The organism is Streptomyces sp. S3(2020), assembly GCF_013044505.1.
Lineage (GTDB): Bacteria > Actinomycetota > Actinomycetes > Streptomycetales > Streptomycetaceae > Streptomyces.
Genome location: NZ_JABERD010000003.1, coordinates 1 through 16,753, shown reverse-complemented (window position 1 = coordinate 16,753; position 16,753 = coordinate 1). Strand labels below are relative to the sequence as shown.

General features: G+C 71.2%; 14 protein-coding genes and 2 pseudogenes. 7 read left to right on the top strand and 9 right to left on the bottom strand.

Going from position 1 to position 16,753, the window contains the following annotated elements:
• The first annotated feature begins 363 nt into the window (after positions 1–363).
• Genes HLK59_RS01895 through HLK59_RS01885 form a run of 3 tightly spaced genes read left to right on the top strand, consistent with a single transcriptional unit; the run spans position 364 to position 2,998 of the window.
• Positions 364–1,146 (top strand): CoA transferase subunit A, encoded by a 783-nt coding sequence (locus HLK59_RS01895; RefSeq protein WP_171139388.1) that lies wholly within the window; start codon positions 364–366, stop codon positions 1,144–1,146.
• Positions 1,146–1,793, top strand: coding sequence for a CoA transferase subunit B (locus tag HLK59_RS01890; RefSeq protein WP_171139387.1), 648 nt, complete (start codon positions 1,146–1,148; stop codon positions 1,791–1,793). Before HLK59_RS01895 ends, HLK59_RS01890 begins: the two co-directional genes overlap by 1 nt.
• On the top strand, positions 1,790–2,998 hold the full coding sequence (locus tag HLK59_RS01885; RefSeq protein ID WP_171139386.1) for an acetyl-CoA C-acyltransferase: 1,209 nt from the start codon (positions 1,790–1,792) through the stop codon (positions 2,996–2,998). Before HLK59_RS01890 ends, HLK59_RS01885 begins: the two co-directional genes overlap by 4 nt.
• A 352-nt stretch (positions 2,999–3,350) precedes the next feature.
• Here HLK59_RS01885 and HLK59_RS01880 read toward each other — a convergent pair whose 3' ends face one another.
• Positions 3,351–4,166 (bottom strand): LacI family DNA-binding transcriptional regulator, encoded by an 816-nt coding sequence (locus tag HLK59_RS01880; RefSeq protein WP_171139385.1) that lies wholly within the window; start codon positions 4,164–4,166, stop codon positions 3,351–3,353.
• Positions 4,167–4,652: 486 nt separating this feature from the next.
• Positions 4,653–4,820 (bottom strand): annotated as a pseudogene (locus HLK59_RS50380) (pirin family protein); the annotation flags it as partial.
• 247 nt (positions 4,821–5,067) lie between these two features.
• On the opposite strand from HLK59_RS50380, the gene HLK59_RS01875 reads away from it, so the two are divergent.
• Together HLK59_RS01875 and HLK59_RS01870 are read left to right on the top strand one after the other, a co-directional pair.
• Entirely contained in the window at positions 5,068–5,268 is a 201-nt protein-coding gene (locus tag HLK59_RS01875; protein WP_171139384.1) for a hypothetical protein, read from the top strand.
• Positions 5,269–5,664: 396 nt separating this feature from the next.
• Positions 5,665–7,068: an MFS transporter gene (locus tag HLK59_RS01870; protein WP_171139383.1), complete on the top strand. Its 1,404-nt coding sequence runs from the start codon at positions 5,665–5,667 to the stop codon at positions 7,066–7,068.
• A gap of 64 nt (positions 7,069–7,132) precedes the next feature.
• On the opposite strand, the gene HLK59_RS01865 is transcribed toward HLK59_RS01870, so the two are convergent.
• The 4 genes from HLK59_RS01865 to lnt form a co-directional block, all read right to left on the bottom strand.
• Positions 7,133–9,058 carry a GAF domain-containing protein gene (locus HLK59_RS01865; protein ID WP_171139382.1) on the bottom strand — a complete coding sequence of 642 codons (1,926 nt, stop codon included), beginning with the start codon at positions 9,056–9,058 and terminating at the stop codon, positions 7,133–7,135.
• Positions 9,059–9,123: 65 nt separating this feature from the next.
• On the bottom strand, positions 9,124–9,924 hold the full coding sequence (locus HLK59_RS01860) for a 3-hydroxybutyrate dehydrogenase (protein WP_171139381.1): 801 nt from the start codon (positions 9,922–9,924) through the stop codon (positions 9,124–9,126).
• A 54-nt stretch (positions 9,925–9,978) separates the two neighbouring features.
• Entirely contained in the window at positions 9,979–10,458 is a 480-nt protein-coding gene (locus tag HLK59_RS01855) for an NUDIX domain-containing protein (RefSeq protein WP_171139380.1), read from the bottom strand.
• A gap of 9 nt (positions 10,459–10,467) precedes the next feature.
• Positions 10,468–12,078 (bottom strand): apolipoprotein N-acyltransferase, encoded by a 1,611-nt coding sequence (lnt, locus tag HLK59_RS01850; RefSeq protein ID WP_171139379.1) that lies wholly within the window; start codon positions 12,076–12,078, stop codon positions 10,468–10,470.
• A gap of 235 nt (positions 12,079–12,313) precedes the next feature.
• On the opposite strand from lnt, the gene HLK59_RS01845 reads away from it, so the two are divergent.
• The gene (locus tag HLK59_RS01845; protein WP_171139378.1) at positions 12,314–13,387 is read left to right on the top strand and encodes an O-antigen ligase family protein; all 1,074 of its coding nucleotides are present in this window, start codon (positions 12,314–12,316) and stop codon (positions 13,385–13,387) included.
• Positions 13,388–13,418: 31 nt separating this feature from the next.
• Here HLK59_RS01845 and HLK59_RS01840 read toward each other — a convergent pair whose 3' ends face one another.
• Both HLK59_RS01840 and HLK59_RS01835 read right to left on the bottom strand, forming a co-directional pair.
• Positions 13,419–13,964, bottom strand: a complete 546-nt coding sequence (locus tag HLK59_RS01840; RefSeq protein ID WP_171139377.1) for a hypothetical protein — start codon at positions 13,962–13,964, stop codon at positions 13,419–13,421.
• Between the two features lie 95 nt (positions 13,965–14,059).
• Entirely contained in the window at positions 14,060–14,845 is a 786-nt protein-coding gene (locus tag HLK59_RS01835) for an aspartate/glutamate racemase family protein (protein WP_171139376.1), read from the bottom strand.
• Between the two features lie 66 nt (positions 14,846–14,911).
• Here HLK59_RS01835 and HLK59_RS01830 point away from each other — a divergent pair, with 66 nt between their 5' ends.
• Positions 14,912–16,078, top strand: a complete 1,167-nt coding sequence (locus HLK59_RS01830; RefSeq protein WP_171139480.1) for a glycosyltransferase — start codon at positions 14,912–14,914, stop codon at positions 16,076–16,078.
• 4 nt (positions 16,079–16,082) lie between these two features.
• On the opposite strand, the pseudogene HLK59_RS01825 reads toward HLK59_RS01830, so the two are convergent.
• Positions 16,083–16,753, bottom strand: a pseudogene (locus HLK59_RS01825) (Tellurium resistance); the annotation flags it as partial.

Sequence of the window (16,753 nt, the reverse complement as noted above, 5' to 3'; positions counted from 1 at the left end):
CATCGAGAACGGCGTGTCGGGTGTGCTGTCGCTCGCCCTTCGAGCTGACACAGGCCCGCGACGGTGTCCCCGCTCCCCCCGGCGTATGTCCGCACCACCAGGCCCGCCCGCTCGCCCCCTCCCCGGACGACACACAGGTCCGAACCGTCTGAGGTGCTTGAACCGGATCTCGCAGTGCGGGGCTGCCGCGCCGCTGGACCGGATTTGTTGCACTTCTACCGCTCTCGTCCTCTCAGGGCTGCCCTGAGAGGACGAGAGGCCTATTCGCAGCACATATAAATCTGTGGACCAATCGGTATAGGAAAGAATGAATGGCTGGGAAGAGACATGACCGTGGCGCAACGACCGTGAAGCAGGCCTGACATGGATAAGGTGATTGCCTCAGCTGCTGAGGCCGTGGCGGACCTACCTGATGGTGCGTCGCTCGCCGTCGGCGGTTTCGGACTGAGCGGCGTGCCCGACGTGCTGATCAGGGCAGTCCATGATCTCGGGGTCCTCGGCCTGAGTGTCGTGTCGAACAACTGCGGCGCCATGGATTCGGGACTGGCCGTGCTGCTTGCCGCAGGGCGGATAGCCCGCGTGACCGGTAGCTACATCGGAGCCAACAAGGAGTTCGCCCGTCAGTATCTGGCCGGGGAGCTGGAGGTCGAGATGATTCCCCAGGGCACGCTGGCCGAGCGGCTGCGCGCCGGTGGATGCGGCATCCCCGCCTTCTACACACCCGCCGGTGTCGGCACACAGGTGGCGGAGGGCGGGCTGCCGTGGCGGTACGACGGGCAGGGCGGAGTCGTGCTGGCCTCACCTCGCAAGGAGGTGCGGGAGTTCAACGGCACGGAGTATGTGCTGGAGCACGCGATCCGTACCGACTTCGCGCTTGTGCGCGCGGCCAAGGGCGACCGGCACGGCAACCTCCTCTTCAACAAGTCATCGCGGAACTTCAACCCCCTCGCGGCGATGGCGGGACGGGTGACGGTCGCCGAGGTGGAGGAGCTGTTGGAGCCTGGAGAGCTCGAACCCGACACTGTGCATCTGCCAGGGATCTTCGTGCAGCGGATCATTGCTCTCACTCCCGAGGAGGCCGCGGCGAAGATGATCGAACAGCGCACGGTCTTCGTGCCTGGCCGACGGCAGGAGGCGAGGCGCTGATGGCGTGGAGCCGCACGGAGATGGCAGCCCGGGCCGCACGCGAGCTGCGGGACGGCCAGTACGTGAACCTGGGCATCGGCCTGCCGACACTGATCCCCAACCACCTGCCGCACGGCGTGGAGGTGATCCTGGAATCCGAGAACGGCATTCTCGGCACCGGCCCCTATCCAGCCGAGAGCGAGGTCGACCCGGACCTCATCAACGCCGGCAAGGAGACCGTGACCGTCCTGCCCGGGGCCTCGTTCTTCGACTCGGCGCTGTCCTTCGGGATGATCCGCGGAGGGCACATCGATGTCGCCGTACTCGGCGCCATGCAGGTCTCCGCAGCAGGCGACCTCGCGAACTGGGCGGTCCCGGGCCGACTGGTCACCGGCATCGGTGGCGCCATGGACCTGGTCCACGGGGCCTGCAGCGTCATCGTGGTGATGACCCACACCACCAAGGACGGCAGTCCCAAAATCGTCAAGGAGTGTTCTCTGCCGCTGACCGGCAGGCGGTGTGTGAACCGGATCATCACCGACCTTGGCGTTCTCGACGTGACGGACGGCGGCCTGGTGCTGGTCGAAACGGCACCCGGGGTCACCGCCGATCAAGTGCGGGAACATGCCGAGCCGAGGGTCCGTGTCACAGAAGGGGACGGCGGATGAGCCGACGTGATGTCTATGTCGTCGACGCGGTGCGTACGCCGGTCGGCAAGTACGGCGGTGCGCTGGCGGCCGTGCGTCCCGACGATCTGGCCGCCCACGTCGTGCGGTCTCTGCTGGAGCGTTCTCCCGGCCTCGACCCCGCGCGGGTCGACGACGTCTTCCTGGGCAACGCCAACGGTGCCGGCGAGGAGAACCGAAATGTGGCGCGCATGGCGGGGCTGCTGGCCGGTCTGCCGGTGACCGTGCCCGGTGTCACCGTCAACCGGCTGTGCGCCTCCGGGCTGGAGGCCGTCATCCAGGCCGCGCGGGCCATCGCGCTCGGCGACGCCTCCGTCGCGGTGGCGGGCGGAGTCGAGTCGATGACACGCGCACCCTATGTCCTACCCAAGAACGACCGCCCTTTCCCGGCCAGACACACGGAGCTGTACTCCACCACGCTCGGCTGGCGCATGGTCAACCCGGCGATGCCGCCGCAGTGGACCGTCCCGCTGGGGGAGAGCGCGGAACTGATCGCGGACAAGCACGGCATCAGCCGGGAGCAGCAGGACGCCTTCGCGCTCGCCAGCCACCAGAAGGCCGCCACCGCCTGGAAGAACGGGCTGTACGACGCCGAGGTCCTATCGGTGTCGGTTCCGCAACGCAAGGGCGAGCCGGTGCCCTTCGACCGCGACGAGTGCGTACGCGAGAACGCGTCCCTGGAGGAGATGGCCAAGCTCAAGCCGTCATTCCGCCCCGCGGGAGGCACCGTCACCGCAGGCAACGCCTCGCCCCTCAACGACGGCGCCGCAGCCCTGCTGCTCGCCGACGAGGAGGGACTTCGGGAGACCGGCCGCGAGCCGCTGGCCCGGGTGACAGCCTCCTCCGCGACCGCAATCGAGCCCCACTACTTCGGCCTCGGACCCGTCGAAGCGGTCAACCGTGCGCTGGCCAAGGCGGGTCTCACCTTTGCGGACCTGGACGTGCTGGAGCTGAACGAGGCGTTCGCCGCCCAAGTGCTGGGGTGCGTCGCCGAGTGGCCCGAGCTCGATCCCGCGATCCTCAACCCACGGGGCGGGGCCATCGCCATCGGCCATCCGCTGAGCGCGTCCGGCGCCCGGCTGGCCGGGGCCGTCGCCCACCAGCTCGCGGCCGCAGGCTCGGGCGTCGGTGTGGCGACCCTGTGCATCGGAGTGGGGCAGGGCCTCGCCCTCGTTCTCGAGCGTTGAACCGCGGCAACCACCATGGGGCCGTTCGGCGCGAGCCGCGTGATCAGGTTCGTTCAGGTGGATAGGTCGTACGCCGCCTGATCCGGCGCAGCCTGGGTGGGCCGCGCCGCCGTCCGCTGGGGCGGTATCGATGCCGGTGGGTACGCCGTAGCGAAGTCAGCTACCCGAAGGCGTAGTCCTCGTCCATTTTGAGCAGCGCGCCGGGTGCGGTGCCGGAGGCGGGCAAGGAGGGCACTGCGCCCACGCGGGCCGACTAGTCGCTGAGGTGCTCCGCTCCCTCGCCGTCGACTTCGACGGGGACCTGGCTCGTCGGCCGTTCCCTTGCTGCGATTGTGTGTCGCGCAATCGATGCTCAGGCGGACTCGCGTTCCACCACGTGAGGCCGGTAGGAGATTTTGGCTTCCTGCGGCTGTTCGCCGCGAAGGGTGGCGGTCACGGCCTGCGCAAGGCGGTAGGCGGCGTTCGAGAAGTCGAAGGCGATCGTGGTGAGCGGTGGTGCGGCGAGCGCCGCGGTGGGAATGTCATCGACGCCGATCACGGCCATGTCGTCGGGCGCGGTGAGGCCGAGCGTGCGCAGGCCCGCGAGGACGGCGAGTGCCGTCTCGTCGTTGTAGGCGGCGACGGCGCTCACCGACCGGTCCCGCCACTCGGCGACCGCCCGCGCGGCGTCCGCAGCGACCGGCTCGACCGTCAGCGCGCTGGGTGGCTCAAGGCCGGCGGCGGCGCAGGCATCCTCGACACCGCGCAGACGGGCAAGCGGCATGTGCTGGGGAACGCGCTGCGCGGGCGGCGCGAAACCGATCCTGCAGTGGCCGCGGGAGAGCAGATGGTCCGCCTGCAGCCTCGCCACGACCTGGTCCGGGCCGGAGGCGTCGTCGCCGAGGGACAGTACGGTCGCCACGCCCGCGCGGCGCAGGGCGGCGGTGGTCTCGGGCGCGAAGCTCTCCAGGCCCACCACGGCGGAGGCGTCCACGCTTGCACAGACATCGACCAGCGAACGGCACGGGAAGCCGGTGAGGTGCGCCACCATGGTCAGGCCGTGTTCAGCGAGGGCGGTGGCGAACTCCGCGGCGAAACGACCCGCGCTGGCCGAGATCGGCAGGTGGGGCATGGAGAACAGGACGTTGTCGCTGCGGCCGGCGGCCAGGGCTTGCCGAGGATCCTTCATAACCTCGTGAACGCAGGATCAAGCCGGAATTTTGCGGTCGATGTCCGGGCTAGGACTCAGGCAGGGCCCGGGCCTTCCGCTGAATGTCCGCAACCACAGGCTCGCTCACCACTACGGCCACTTACACGTCGTCGGATTCCGATAAGACGCCGGGCGAGTACCGAGTACCTGCACCAACGTGCAACTCAGCCACGCGCCAGCTCAGCCTCGTCCGGTGACCACCCAGCCTGTAGTGACCGCTGTAGCGCCAAGAGGGCACGTCACAAGCCCCACACGCGACCTGATGACGCGTCAGTAGAGTTAGCCAAGGGTTAGCAAGAGTCCTGCCACAGCTACCCATAGACGGACACATGCTGGGATGCCACAGCACCGTACACCGGGCATGCAGCACCCCCAGCGGCCCTCCCCGGCGCGATGGAAGGGCGGCAGACAACACAGGCGTCCGACTCGCCCACGCGGCGCCAACCAACCAGCCGTTTCCACAGGTCAGCGAACTCTTCCTCGTGACTTCAGAGGCGTCACCGGCAGCTCGAGGGCCGACAGCCTGACCCCGTCGTACCCCTTCACCTCCCCGAACCGGACCCCTTCCATCCAGTCCTGACAGGCCCGTACGATCTCCTCCTGCGACCGTCCGATCCAGTTCCAGAACAACTGGGTCGAGAGCGGCTTCGAAGCATGAAGGGCCTGCGCCCCATCCTCACCTCCGCGAGCCGGCAACCCGCCGTCGCCTTCTACCTCTAGCAGAAGCGCCAAGTCGCGTACCTGCCACTGACGATCGATGCCCTGTGCGTCACCGGCGGGGGGATCACCGAGATCGTCACATTCCACGACGACCAGTTCCCGCGGCTCGCGCTCCCGGAGCGCCTGCCTGCAGACGGCACGGAGTAGTCCAGTAGCCCCGATGCAGACGCTCAGGCTGCGCGGTGGCGAGCGTGTCGCGGTGGCGTCCTACGACGCCTTCGACGTCGTCACCCGCAGGCGGGTGAACGCCTACTCCTGGCGGAGAATCCCGTACGGCCAGTCCGCCGATTCGACAAACTCTACCGTCCTGTCCGGTTGCCTGGAACGCAGACAGCAGCCGGCACCAGCACTGAGCGAGTAGCCGCAGAGCAGATCCGGGCGGCTGGGCTTGATGGGCCCCTGTCTCGCAACGGCGCTCGCCAGTCAGCCACTAAATGTCCGAGTTCAACGGAGCGTAGTCAGCACCAAGTCAGCACGGGAGCGACGAAGACGGGTGATGACGTGGGCTTTTAGTCAGCACCAAACCAGCACGGGAGTCAGCACGGCACCGTCAAAACACCCCTAACTACGCGTCCCGGACAGCGCCTTCCTCGGCCCCCTACGGGCCTCTCAGCCACGGTTCAACGGGCGAACATGGCGAGCACGCGCATAGCCTCACCCCGAACTATGTTGCCCCACCACATGTGCCCCTGACCTGCACCTTCCTACGGTGTGCAAACACATACCCGTCCCCACCGCACACGAGGAAGTGGCGCACATGGCCTCCGGAACCACCGCTCCCCCGCCACCCGCCAGCCTCAAGCGCATCGTCGCCGCCAGCCTCATCGGCACCACCATCGAGTGGTACGACTTCTTCCTCTACGGATCCGCCGCGGCCCTCGTCTTCAACAAGCTGTTCTTCCCGGGCTCCGACCCGCTCGTCGGCACCCTGCTGTCGTTCCTGACGTACGCCGTCGGATTCGCCGCCCGTCCGATCGGTGCCCTTGTCTTCGGGCACTACGGCGACCGGCTGGGACGCAAGAAGCTGCTGGTGCTGAGCCTGCTGCTGATGGGCGGGGCGACCTTCGCGATCGGGCTGCTGCCCACCCACGCGACGATCGGTTCGGCCGCTCCCGTGCTGCTGACCGTGCTGCGCCTGATCCAGGGCTTCGCGCTCGGCGGCGAGTGGGGCGGGGCCGTGCTGCTGGTGTCCGAGCACGGGGACGCCCGGCGGCGCGGATTCTGGGCCTCGTGGCCGCAGACCGGCGCCCCCGCGGGGCAGTTGCTGGCCACCGGTGTGCTGTCCCTGCTCACCGCCGTCCTCTCGGACAGCGCCTTCACCAGCTGGGGCTGGCGGATCCCGTTCCTGCTCTCCGGCGTCCTCGTGATGGTCGGTCTGTGGATTCGTCTGTCCGTCGACGAATCGCCGGTCTTCCAGCAGGCCCTGGCCCACGCCCAGGCCCGCGAGGCCGAGCAGGGGGCCGCCGCGGAGAAGCTCCCCCTCGTCGCCGTACTGCGCCACCACTGGCGAGACGTGCTCATCGCGATGGGCGCGCGCATGGCCGAGAACATCAGCTACTACGTGATCACCGCGTTCATCCTCGTCTACGCCACCACCGCGGCCGACGTCTCCAAGCAGACCGCGCTGAACGCCGTACTGATCGCCTCCGCCGTGCACTTCGCGGTGATCCCGATGTGGGGCGCCCTGTCGGACCGGGTAGGACGGCGCCCGGTGTATCTGCTGGGCGCGGCCGGGATCGGCCTGTGGATGTTCCCGTTCTTCGCCCTCATCGACACCGGCGGCTTCGGCAACCTGATCCTCGCCATCACGGTGGGTCTGGTGCTGCACGGGGCGATGTACGCGCCCCAGGCCGCCTTCTTCTCCGAGATGTTCGCGACCCGGATGCGCTACTCCGGCGCCTCCATCGGTGCCCAGTTCGCCTCGGTCGCCGCCGGAGCGCCCGCGCCGCTGATCGCCACCGCGCTCCTGAACGACTACGGCAGCTCCACCCCGATCGCCCTGTACGTCATCGGGGCGGCCGTCCTGACCCTCATCGCGGTGGGAGTCGCCAAGGAGACCCGCAACCGGGACCTCGCCGACATCGGCTCCCCCGCGGACACGCACACGGACCCGGAGGCGGACACGGCGAAGGCCGCGACCGTGGACGCCCGCACCGTCTGATCTCCCCCGACCGGCCCCCGTACGCCCACGCGTGCGGGGGCCGGTGCTGTGCCGACACGAACACTCAGTGCTGTGCCGGCGCGGACAACCGGTGCAGGCGCAGGGCGAGTTGGATCTCCAGAGCGCGTGCGGGGCTCTGCCAGTCCTCGCCGAGGAGGCGGCCGACGCGCTCCAGGCGCTGGGCGACCGTGTTCACATGGACGTGCAGTTCGTCCTTGGTGCGGGCCGGGCTCATACCGCAGGCGAAGTACGCGTCGAGGGTGCGCAGAAGATCGGTACCGCGCCGTTCGTCGTAGGCGACGACCTGGCCGATGGTGCGGCCGACAAAGCCCGTGATGTCACGGTCGCCGGCCAGGAGCAGGCCGAGGAACCCGAAGTCCTCGGCGGCGGCACCGTCGCCGGAACGGCCCAGAAGCCGCAGGGCGTCGAGGCAGCGGCGGCCCTCCTCGTAGGCGGCGACCACGATGTCCGGGCGGGTGGCCGGATCCTCGACGGGGGCCGACGCGCCGACGGTGACGGCCTCGTGGACGGCCGTGCCGAGGTGGCGGGCGGTGCGGCGGGCCAGGGCGGTCGCGGTGTCCCCCGCTTTCAGGGGCAGCAGCAGGACGGTGCCGCCGTCGCGGGCGGCGGCCAGTCCGTGCCGGGTCGCCGCGAGGTGCGAGGCGGCGGACCACAGGCGTCTGCGGGCGTCCGCCTCCTGCTCGGCGTCGGCCGCGGTGCCGTCGAGGCGGGCGGCGAGGACGACATGGGTGGCGTCGAGGTCGGCGTGCAGCCGGGAGGCGCGTTCGCGCAGCAGGCGTGGGTCGCGGTCGCGGGCGTCGAGGAGGTCGTCCAGGAGTTCGCCACGGACGCGCTGTTCGGCTTCGGCCGCCGAGCGTCTGGCCAGCAGCAGCAGCGAGGTGACCATCGCGGCGCGCTCCAGGGTGCGTTGGTCGACGGGGTCGAGTCCGGGGTGGCCGTGCAGCACGAGCGCGCCGAGCAGTTCGCCGCCGGCGGCGACGGCGGCGATCCAGTCCTCCCCGTGCCGTACGGCGTGGCCTTCGGCCCGGGAGGCTTCCAGTGCCTCGGCCGGTGTGGCGGCGGCCTCGGTGAACTCGACCTTGCCGGCGAGGACTTCGGCGACCGCCGCCGCCACGTCGTGCACCCCGCCGCCGCGCAGCACGAGTTCGGCGAGCCGGTCGTGGATGTCGGAGGCGCGCTCGATGACGCCGCTGCGGTCGCGGATGATCTCGTTGGCGCGCTCCAGGTCGGCGAGGGCCGAGCGGGTCTCGGTGAGCAGGTTCGCGGTGTCGATGGCGGCGGCCGCCAAGGCGGCGAAGGAGCCGAGCAGGGCGATCTGCTCCCGCTCGAAGACCCGGGCCCGCCGGTCCGCGGCGAACAGCACCCCGATGACGTGGTGTCCCAGCATCAGCGGCACGCCGAGGATCGCGACCAGGCCCTCGTCCCGTACCCCGCCGTCGATGGTGCGGGTGTGCTGGAAGCGCTCGTCCTTGAAGTAGTCGTCGGTGACGTAGGGCCGGGCGGTCTGTGCGACGAGGCCGCCGAGCCCCTCGCCCATGCCGAGCCGCAGCTGCTGGAAGCGGGCGGCGACCGAGCCCTCGGTCACGCGCATGTAGGTGTCGCCGCGGCCCGGGTCGTTGAGGCTGAGGTAGGCGACGTCCGTGCCGAGCAGGGAGCGGGCGCGCTGCACGATCGCCTGGAGCACGGCGTCCAGGTCGCGCAGCCCCGCCAGGTCGTGCGCGGTCTCGAAGAGCGCGGAGAGCTCCGCCTCGCGCCGACGCCGTCCCTCCAGCTCCGAGCGCACACGCAGGGCGACCAGCTTGGCCTGCTCCAGTGCGGCGATCCGCTCGGCCGGCCGTCCCTCGGCGCGGGCGAGCAGCACCGGCTGCTCGTAGGCGTCGGCGGACGCGCCCCTGGCCAGCAGTTCGAGGAACGGTGCCTCGGCGCTACCGGCGGGGCGCTCGGCGGACTGCACGTGATCGCGGGACATGCTCACAGGATTCCTCATCGCACCGTCACCTCGTCAGCCCTGTGGACAACCCGTCGGACCACGGCTCAGTGCGCCGTCCAGCCCCCGTCCATCACCAGGGACGTGCCGGTCACGAAGGACGCCCGCGGGCCGCACAGATACGCCACGGCCTCGGCGACGTCCTCGGGCTCGATGAGCCGCTTGACGGCGCTGTCCTGCAGCAGCACCTCGGCAAGGACGCGCTCCTCGGGGATGCCGTGCGCCCGCGCCTGGTCGGCGAGCTGCTTCTCGACGAGGGGGGTGCGCACATAGGCGGGGTTCACACAGTTCGAGGTGACGCCGTGGGGCGCGCCCTCCAGGGCGGCCGTCTTGGAGAGCCCCTCCAGGCCGTGCTTGGCGGCCACGTACGCCGACTTGAACGCCGAGGCCCGCAGCCCGTGGACCGAGGACACGTTGACGATCCGACCCCATCCCTGCCCGTACATGTGGGGCAGGGCACCGCGGATGAGCCGGAACGGCGCCTCCAGCATCACGGTGAGCACGGTGTGGAAGACGTCGGGCGGGAACTCCTCGATGGGGCGCACCAGCTGAAGCCCGGCGTTGTTGACCAGCACGTCGGTGCCGGCCGCAGCGAGCTCGGCGGCGTCCAGGTCGGTCAGGTCGAGGACGTGCGCTTCGATGGCGCCCGCCAGACCCCGGGCCCCGTCCGCGAGCTCCTCAAGGCCTCGCGCGTCCCGGTCGACCGCTCTGACCTTGGCCCCGGCGGCCGCGAGCCGCAGCGCACAGGCGCGGCCGATGCCACCGGCGGCGCCGGTGACGAGAGCGGTGCGGCCGCCGAGGTCGAGCGAGGAGGCGTGGGGGGCCGTAAGGGCGCTGGGCGGGGTCATGGCTCGACCCTAGGCAGCGCCCCTGGCTCACCCCATGTGGTCAGCGCCCATACTTCAATTGGAACTCATGGGCTCGAACCATGTGGGTTCATCGGACAGTGCTTGCTTGATCCGGAACAGCTGGCGTTCGCCCATCGTGGGCAGCGCGTCCACCTCGTACCAGCCCACCGCGAGGGACTCGTCGTCGTTCACCCGCGCCTCGCCGCCGACGGCCCGGCAGCGGAAGGTGATGTCCATGAACTGGCACCTGTCGCCGTTGGGGTAGACGACCTCGTTGCCCGAGCGGACCAGGACGATCCGCTCGACGACGCAGTGCACGCCCGCTTCCTCGTACACCTCGCGGACGGCGGCCGCCGCGGGCTGCTCGCCGGGGTCCGGGATGCCCGAGATCACCGTCCACTCGTGGTTGTCCGCGCGCTGCCCCAGCAGGACCCGCCCCTCGTCGTCGAGGACGACGGCGCTGACGCCGGGCAGCCACAACAGCTGGTGCCCGGCGGAGGCCCGGATCTCACGGATGAAGTCAGGAGTAGCCATACGCCGACCCTAACCGGCGGTTCCGGCCCGCCTGTTGCGCACACCCGAACCGATCGCCCAGCCCAGTCCGCCCGCCGCGACCAGCGCCAACAGCATCTCCGGCAGGATGCCGAGCTTCGTGGCCGGCGTCTCGGAGGAGCGCAGCGGCACCTTCTGGACGAGGGAGTCGGCGACGAACATGCCGGTCTTCTGCGTGATCCTGCCGTCCGGCATGATGATCGCGCTGACGCCGCTGGTCACCGGCACCGTGACGGTCCGGCTGTGCTCGACGGCGCGGACCCGGGACATGGCGAGCTGCTGGTAGGTCATCTCGCTGCGGTCGAAGGTGGCGTTGTTGCTGGGCACGGAGATCAGCTGGGCGCCGTCGGTGACCTCGGAGCGCACGGCCCAGTCGAAGGCCGCCTCGTAGCAGGTGACGAGCCCGACCTTGGCATTGGCCATGGTGAACACACCCGGTTCGGTGCCGCGGCTGAAGTCCTGGCGGACCATGGACGTCCAGTCGCTGTTGATCGCCCCGATGAGCGAGCGCAGCGGGAGGTACTCGCCGAACGGCTGGATCTGGCGCTTGTCGTAGGTGTCGGTCGGTCCCTTGACCGGGTCCCACAGGATCTGCTCGTTGTAGAGCTTGCCGTCCCGCTCGACGACTCCGCCGACCGAGATCGGCGCGTCGATGGCCTTGGCGGCGGCATCGATGACGGCACGCGCGTCCTCGTTGGCGAACGGGTCGATGTCGGAGGAGTTCTCCGGCCACAGCACGATGTCGGGCCGGGGCATCTTGCCGGCCTTGACCTGGGCGGCCAGCCGCTCGGTCTCGCGCGCGTGGTAGTCGAGCACGGCCCGTCGCTGGGCGTTGAAGTCGAGACCCGCTCGGGGCACGTTGCCCTGGATGGCCGCGACGGTGACGGTGCCGTTCTCGGCCTTGTCGCTGACCAGCGGGCGGGCGGCGACGGCCCCCAGCACGGGGACGGCCACGCTCAGCAGGGCGACCACCGCGGCCGACCGCCGTACCTCTCGGGAGCGGCGCTTGGCCACGACGAGGCGGACGGCTTCGTACAGCCCGAATCCGCACAGGACGACCGCGAAGCCGAGCACCGGGGTGCCGCCCACCGCGGCGAGCGGGAGGAAGACGCCGTCGGCCTGACCGAACGCGATCTTGCCCCAGGGGAAGCCGCTGAACGGCGCACGCGCGCGTGCCGCCTCGCCGGCGATCCACAGGGCTGCCGCCCACAGCGGGAAGCCGGGCAGCTTCGACACCGCCGCGACACCCGCGCCGACCAGCGCGACGAAGACCGCCTCGATCACCACGAGCGCCAGCCAGGGGCCGGGCCCGACCTCCACGCCGGTCCACACCAGCAGCGGCAGCAGGAAGCCGAGGCCGAAGAGGTAGCCGAGGCCCAGGCCCGCCTTCCAGCTGCGGCCGCGCAGCACCCAGCCGAAGACGGCGAACGCCGGGAGGGCGAGCCACCACAGCGTGCGCGGCGGGAAGCTGACGTAGAGCAGCACTCCGGAGAGTGCGGCGGCGAGAGCCGGGACGAAGCGCGCGAGACGGGCCGTGCGCGAGGCGGGCGCGGTCGGCTGCTTCTGGTCCGACTCGTCCACGGATGTTGCGGTGACGGTCACTCCGGGAGTGTACGGCGGTCGACCTTGACGCCGACAGCGCGGTCCGGATGGCAGCACGGGGCCCATCAGCGCGATCGTGCCGCATCCTTCCTGCGCAACTCGTCCACAAACCGTCCATCAGCCGTTACCGTGTGCCGGAGCCTTTGTCGTACCGCCGGTCAGGCGGCCGTGCGACCGGGGCCCGGCACAGGTCGCGGGGGCGACGGGTTCGGGGGGTCGGGTGGGGTCCACGGGGATGACGTCTGCGGCCGGTCCGGCGGAGGACGGCGACAGACGAAACGTTTCGGACGCGACGGGCGTAGCGGTGCTCGGGGCCTGCGCCACCTGGTCCCTGATCACGGCGGCCGTGCACGACGGCCGTCCCGAGGGCGTGCTGCTCGCCGTCCTCGCCGTGGCCGCCGGGTATGCGGCGGGACGAATCTGCGGAGCGATCCTGCCGGTGGCGGCGCTCTGTGCGGCGGCCGCCGCCGGGGTGGGCCTCACCGCCGCCGCTCCCCACCTCTCCGCCGGGCCCGAGATCGCCGCACCGCTGGGCCACGCCGGCTCCACCGCCGCCGTGCTGACCCTGTCCACGGGGGCCGTGTGCTGTGCCGCGTGGGCCGTGCGGGCGCCGGCCTGGCGGCTCGTGCTGCGGACGTCGGCTGTCGGGATCACGGTGACCGCCGCCGTCCTGGGGTCGGCGACCGGATGTGTCGCCTGCGCCGCGGTGCTGCTGTGCTCGCTCGCGGCAAGCCGTATGCAGCACCATCGCGGCGCGGGTTTCGCCGGGCTCGTCCTGACGGCGGCCCTGGTGACCGGGCTGACCTGGGCGGTCGCCGGCCGGGCGGTACCGGAGGGACTCGCCGTGTCGCTGGAGGGCCAGCTGACCCGGCACCGCGTCGACCTGTGGCAGGACGCGCTGCGCATGGCGCACCGGGACCCCGCGCTGGGCGTCGGCCCCGGACGCTTCGGCGAGCTCAGCACGACGGCGGCCCAGACGCTGCTGCCGGACGGCAAACCGCACTCGGCGCCGCTCCAGCAGGCCGCCGAACAGGGAGTCGTCGGCGTGGTCCTGCTCGCCGCGGCCTTCTGCTGGCTGCTCTACACCCTCTGGCGCTCCCCACGCCCCGCTCCGGTCGCGCTCACCGCGGGGGCGGCCCTCACCGCGCTCGCGGCGATCGCCTCGGTCGGCAACGCGCTCAGCTTCACGACGGTGTCGGTGGGCGCCGGCCTCCTGGCCGGGCTGGCCACGGCCCGCCCCCTGGCCGACGAGCCGGCACGGCGCGAGACGGACGGGCTCCGCCCCCGGAACGACCGACTGGCTCCGTGACCTGGTAGGCCGTGACCCGGTGGCCCGTGACCTAGTGGGCCGTGCCGTGCGTGCGTGAGCGCAGTCGGTCCCTGATGATCTGCACGGCGGCCTCGGCGTCGTCCACGGTGATCGTGAACGTGTGCCCGTCCCACAGGCTCAGCACGATGCCCTCGCCACGGCGTACGACGACCGCGGTGCCCTTCTCGGGCCGCCAGCGGTAGCCCCAGCCGCCCCAGTGGCGCGGGGTGACGTCATGGTCGACCTCGGCGTCCGCCACGTTCGACAGCAGGATGCGGCGGCGCGGCAGGCCCATGTGACCGCAGCGCACCTCAAGGGACTCCTCGTCGACCTTGAGCGCGACGTGCACGAACGCCAGGGTGCCGAAGAGGACGAGCAGGCCGGCCGCGATGCAGCCGACGACCGCCATGGCGAGCGGAGCGATGCCCGAGGTCCACGCCGAGTCGACGGCCAGCTCGATGCCGAGCGCCATGCACGCGGCGCCGACAAGCGCCAGCAGCCACTGAGCCCGGTTGGTGGCGCGTCCGGTCCAGACGTCGGGATGCGGCGCGTCCACGCCGTGGGGGTGGTCCCTCATGCCTACGAGATTACTCAGGTTTCGCTCCGCGGGTACCGCGTAGCAGAGGGTGAGTGGGCCGGTGGACCGACCGGAGCCCCTTTCGTCACCCTGGGTCAGCGGGCGGGGCTGACCGCCGAGAGGAATCGGCCTTCCGTGTAAGTGAGCGCGGTCTCGGGCAGCTCGGCCTCGCGTCCGCTGAGCAGCACGGTGAGACTGCCCTCGGCGGGCGCCTCGGGGGCGGGCGGCTCGCCGATCCGGCGCAGCGCCTGGGCGACCACGGCTCCGGCGGTGCCGTGCAGGATGAGCGGCGCCCGGCCCGGCTGCTGCACTGCCGCGCGAATGCGCTCGGCCACCAGTTCGTAGTTGGTGCAGCCGAGGACGAGGGTCGTGATGTCCGCGGGCGTACGTGCCGCCGCGGCGGCGATCGCGGCCTCGATCGCCGGTTCGTCGGCGTGGTGCACGGCGTCCGCGAGCCCGGGGCACGGCACCTCGGCGGCGTCCACCCCCATGGCGAACCGCTCGATGAGATCGCGCTGGTAGGGGCTGCCGGTGGTGGCGGGGGTCGCCCAGATGGCGAGGGGGCCACCGCCCGCGGCGGCCGGCTTGATCGCCGGGACGGTGCCGATGATCGGCAGGTCCGGCTCGAAACGGGCCCGCAGCGCGGGCAGCGAGTGCACCGACGCGGTGTTGCAGGCGACGATCAGCACATCGGGACGGTGCGCCGCGGCGGCCTCGGCGACGGCCAGCGCCCGTTCCGTGATGTCCTCGGGTGTGCGCGGCCCCCAGGGCATCCCGTCGGGGTCCCAGGACAGGACGAGATCCGCGTCGGGCCTGAGCCGGCGTGCCGCGGCAGCGGCTGGAAGCAGGCCGATTCCGGAGTCCATGAGCGCGATCTTCACCCGGCCACGATAGACGATGAGCCCTTGCGGGCCGCCCCGGTGGGGGACACTGCGCACGTGAGCGCCATGACGTGGACCGCCGCCGCTTCCCTCGCCGCCTGGCTGTGGCTGTTGCTCTGCCAGGGCTTCTTCTGGCGCACGGACGTCAGACTGCCCGAGCGGCGGGAACCCGACGAGTGGCCGTCCGTCTGCGTCGTCGTCCCCGCGCGCGACGAGGCCGCCGTGCTGCCCGCGAGTCTCCCGTCGCTGCTGGCCCAGGACTATCCCGGGCGGGCCGAGGTGTTCCTCGTCGACGACGGCAGCTCGGACGGCACCGGGGAGCTCGCCCGGGAGCTGTCCCAGCGGTACGGCGGGCTGCCGCTCACCGTGGGCTCGCCCGGTGAACCGCCCGCCGGGTGGACCGGCAAGCTGTGGGCGGTGCGCCACGGTATCGGCCTGGCACGCGCGCGTGACCCGGAGTACCTGCTGCTCACGGACGCGGACATCGCGCACGAGCCGGAGAGTCTGCGGGAGTTGGTCGCGGCGGCGCGCACCGGCGGGTTCGACGTCGTGTCGCAGATGGCCCGGCTGCGGGTGGAGAGCCTGTGGGAGCGCCTTGTCGTGCCGGCGTTCGTCTACTTCTTCGCCCAGCTGTATCCCTTCCGCCGTATCGGGAAGAAGGGGTCCCGGACGGCGGCGGCCGCGGGCGGCTGCGTGCTGCTGCGTACGGAGACCGCCGAGCGGGCGCGGATCCCGGACGCGATCCGGCACGCCGTCATCGACGACGTGGCGCTCGCGCGCGCGGTCAAGGGCGGGGGCGGTCACATCTGGCTGGGGCTGGCCGAGCGGGTGGACAGCGTGCGGCCGTATCCGCGGCTGCACGACCTGTGGCGCATGGTCTCGCGCAGCGCGTTCGCGCAATTGCGGCACAGTCTTCCGCTGCTGGCCGGAACGGTGGCCGGGCTCACGCTGATCTACCTGGTGCCGCCCGTGGCACTGGCGGTGGGGCTCGTCGCGGGGAGTACGGCGACCGCCGTCCTGGGCGGGCTCACGTGGCTGGTGATGACGGGGACGTATGTCCCGATGCTCCGCTATTACCGGCAGCCGCTGTGGCTCGCTCCCCTGCTGCCGTTCACGGCCTTCCTCTATCTCCTGATGACGGTCGACTCGGCCGTCCAGCACTACCGGGGGCGCGGTGCGGCCTGGAAAGGCCGCACCTACGCACGTCCGGACACGGTGCCCGACAAGGGCTGACCCGCTACTTGCGGCCGGGGGTCCAGTTCATGCCCCAGCCGTAGGCGTAGTCGACGGTCCGCTGGGGGCTCACTCCCCGCTCGGGCACCAGATAGCGGGCTTCGCGCTGGACGACGAGGTCGGAGCCGGTGTTGGTGATGAGGGCGAGCGCGCAGACCGTCGAGGGGACGGTGCACTCGTCGAGGGAGAAGTCGATCGCGGCGCCGAACTGCGGTTGCAGGGTCACGGTGGCCTGCAGGTCGGCGAAGGAGCGCGCGCCCTCGTAGATCGTGACGAAGACGAGGACGCGCCGGAAGGCCTGCTTGTGGTCGAGGTTGACGGTGAGGTTCTCGCCGCTGGTGACGGCGCCGGTGCGGTCGTCGCCGTCGAGGTGGATGAACGGCGGCCGGTCCAGCGCGCCGAAGGCGTTGCCGAGGGCCTGGACGACGCCCTTGCTGCCGTCGGAGAGCTCGTACAGGGCGCACAGGTCCAGGTCGAGGTCGTTGTGCATCGCGACCGGGCGGCCCAGCTTGCTCGCCCAGCCCGAGAACTGCTTGCGGACCTCCCAGTTGAGGTTCACGCGCATCGCGCCCGAGGTGCCGCCCTGTTTGGTCAGGGAGACCGACGGTGACGCCTTGGTGAGCGTGACCTTGGTGAGGCGGACCGGTTGCGCCGGGGGTGCGGGAGGGGCGGCCG

Coding starts and splice junctions, on each gene's coding strand:
- HLK59_RS01895 (WP_171139388.1), top strand. CDS start 364: ATGGATAAGGTGATTGCCTCAGCTGCTGAGGCCGTGGCGGACCTACCT.
- HLK59_RS01890 (WP_171139387.1), top strand. CDS start 1,146: ATGGCGTGGAGCCGCACGGAGATGGCAGCCCGGGCCGCACGCGAGCTG.
- HLK59_RS01885 (WP_171139386.1), top strand. CDS start 1,790: ATGAGCCGACGTGATGTCTATGTCGTCGACGCGGTGCGTACGCCGGTC.
- HLK59_RS01880 (WP_171139385.1), bottom strand. CDS start 4,166: ATGAAGGATCCTCGGCAAGCCCTGGCCGCCGGCCGCAGCGACAACGTC.
- HLK59_RS01875 (WP_171139384.1), top strand. CDS start 5,068: ATGCAGACGCTCAGGCTGCGCGGTGGCGAGCGTGTCGCGGTGGCGTCC.
- HLK59_RS01870 (WP_171139383.1), top strand. CDS start 5,665: ATGGCCTCCGGAACCACCGCTCCCCCGCCACCCGCCAGCCTCAAGCGC.
- HLK59_RS01865 (WP_171139382.1), bottom strand. CDS start 9,058: ATGTCCCGCGATCACGTGCAGTCCGCCGAGCGCCCCGCCGGTAGCGCC.
- HLK59_RS01860 (WP_171139381.1), bottom strand. CDS start 9,924: ATGACCCCGCCCAGCGCCCTTACGGCCCCCCACGCCTCCTCGCTCGAC.
- HLK59_RS01855 (WP_171139380.1), bottom strand. CDS start 10,458: ATGGCTACTCCTGACTTCATCCGTGAGATCCGGGCCTCCGCCGGGCAC.
- HLK59_RS01845 (WP_171139378.1), top strand. CDS start 12,314: ATGACGTCTGCGGCCGGTCCGGCGGAGGACGGCGACAGACGAAACGTT.
- HLK59_RS01840 (WP_171139377.1), bottom strand. CDS start 13,964: ATGAGGGACCACCCCCACGGCGTGGACGCGCCGCATCCCGACGTCTGG.
- HLK59_RS01830 (WP_171139480.1), top strand. CDS start 14,912: ATGACGTGGACCGCCGCCGCTTCCCTCGCCGCCTGGCTGTGGCTGTTG.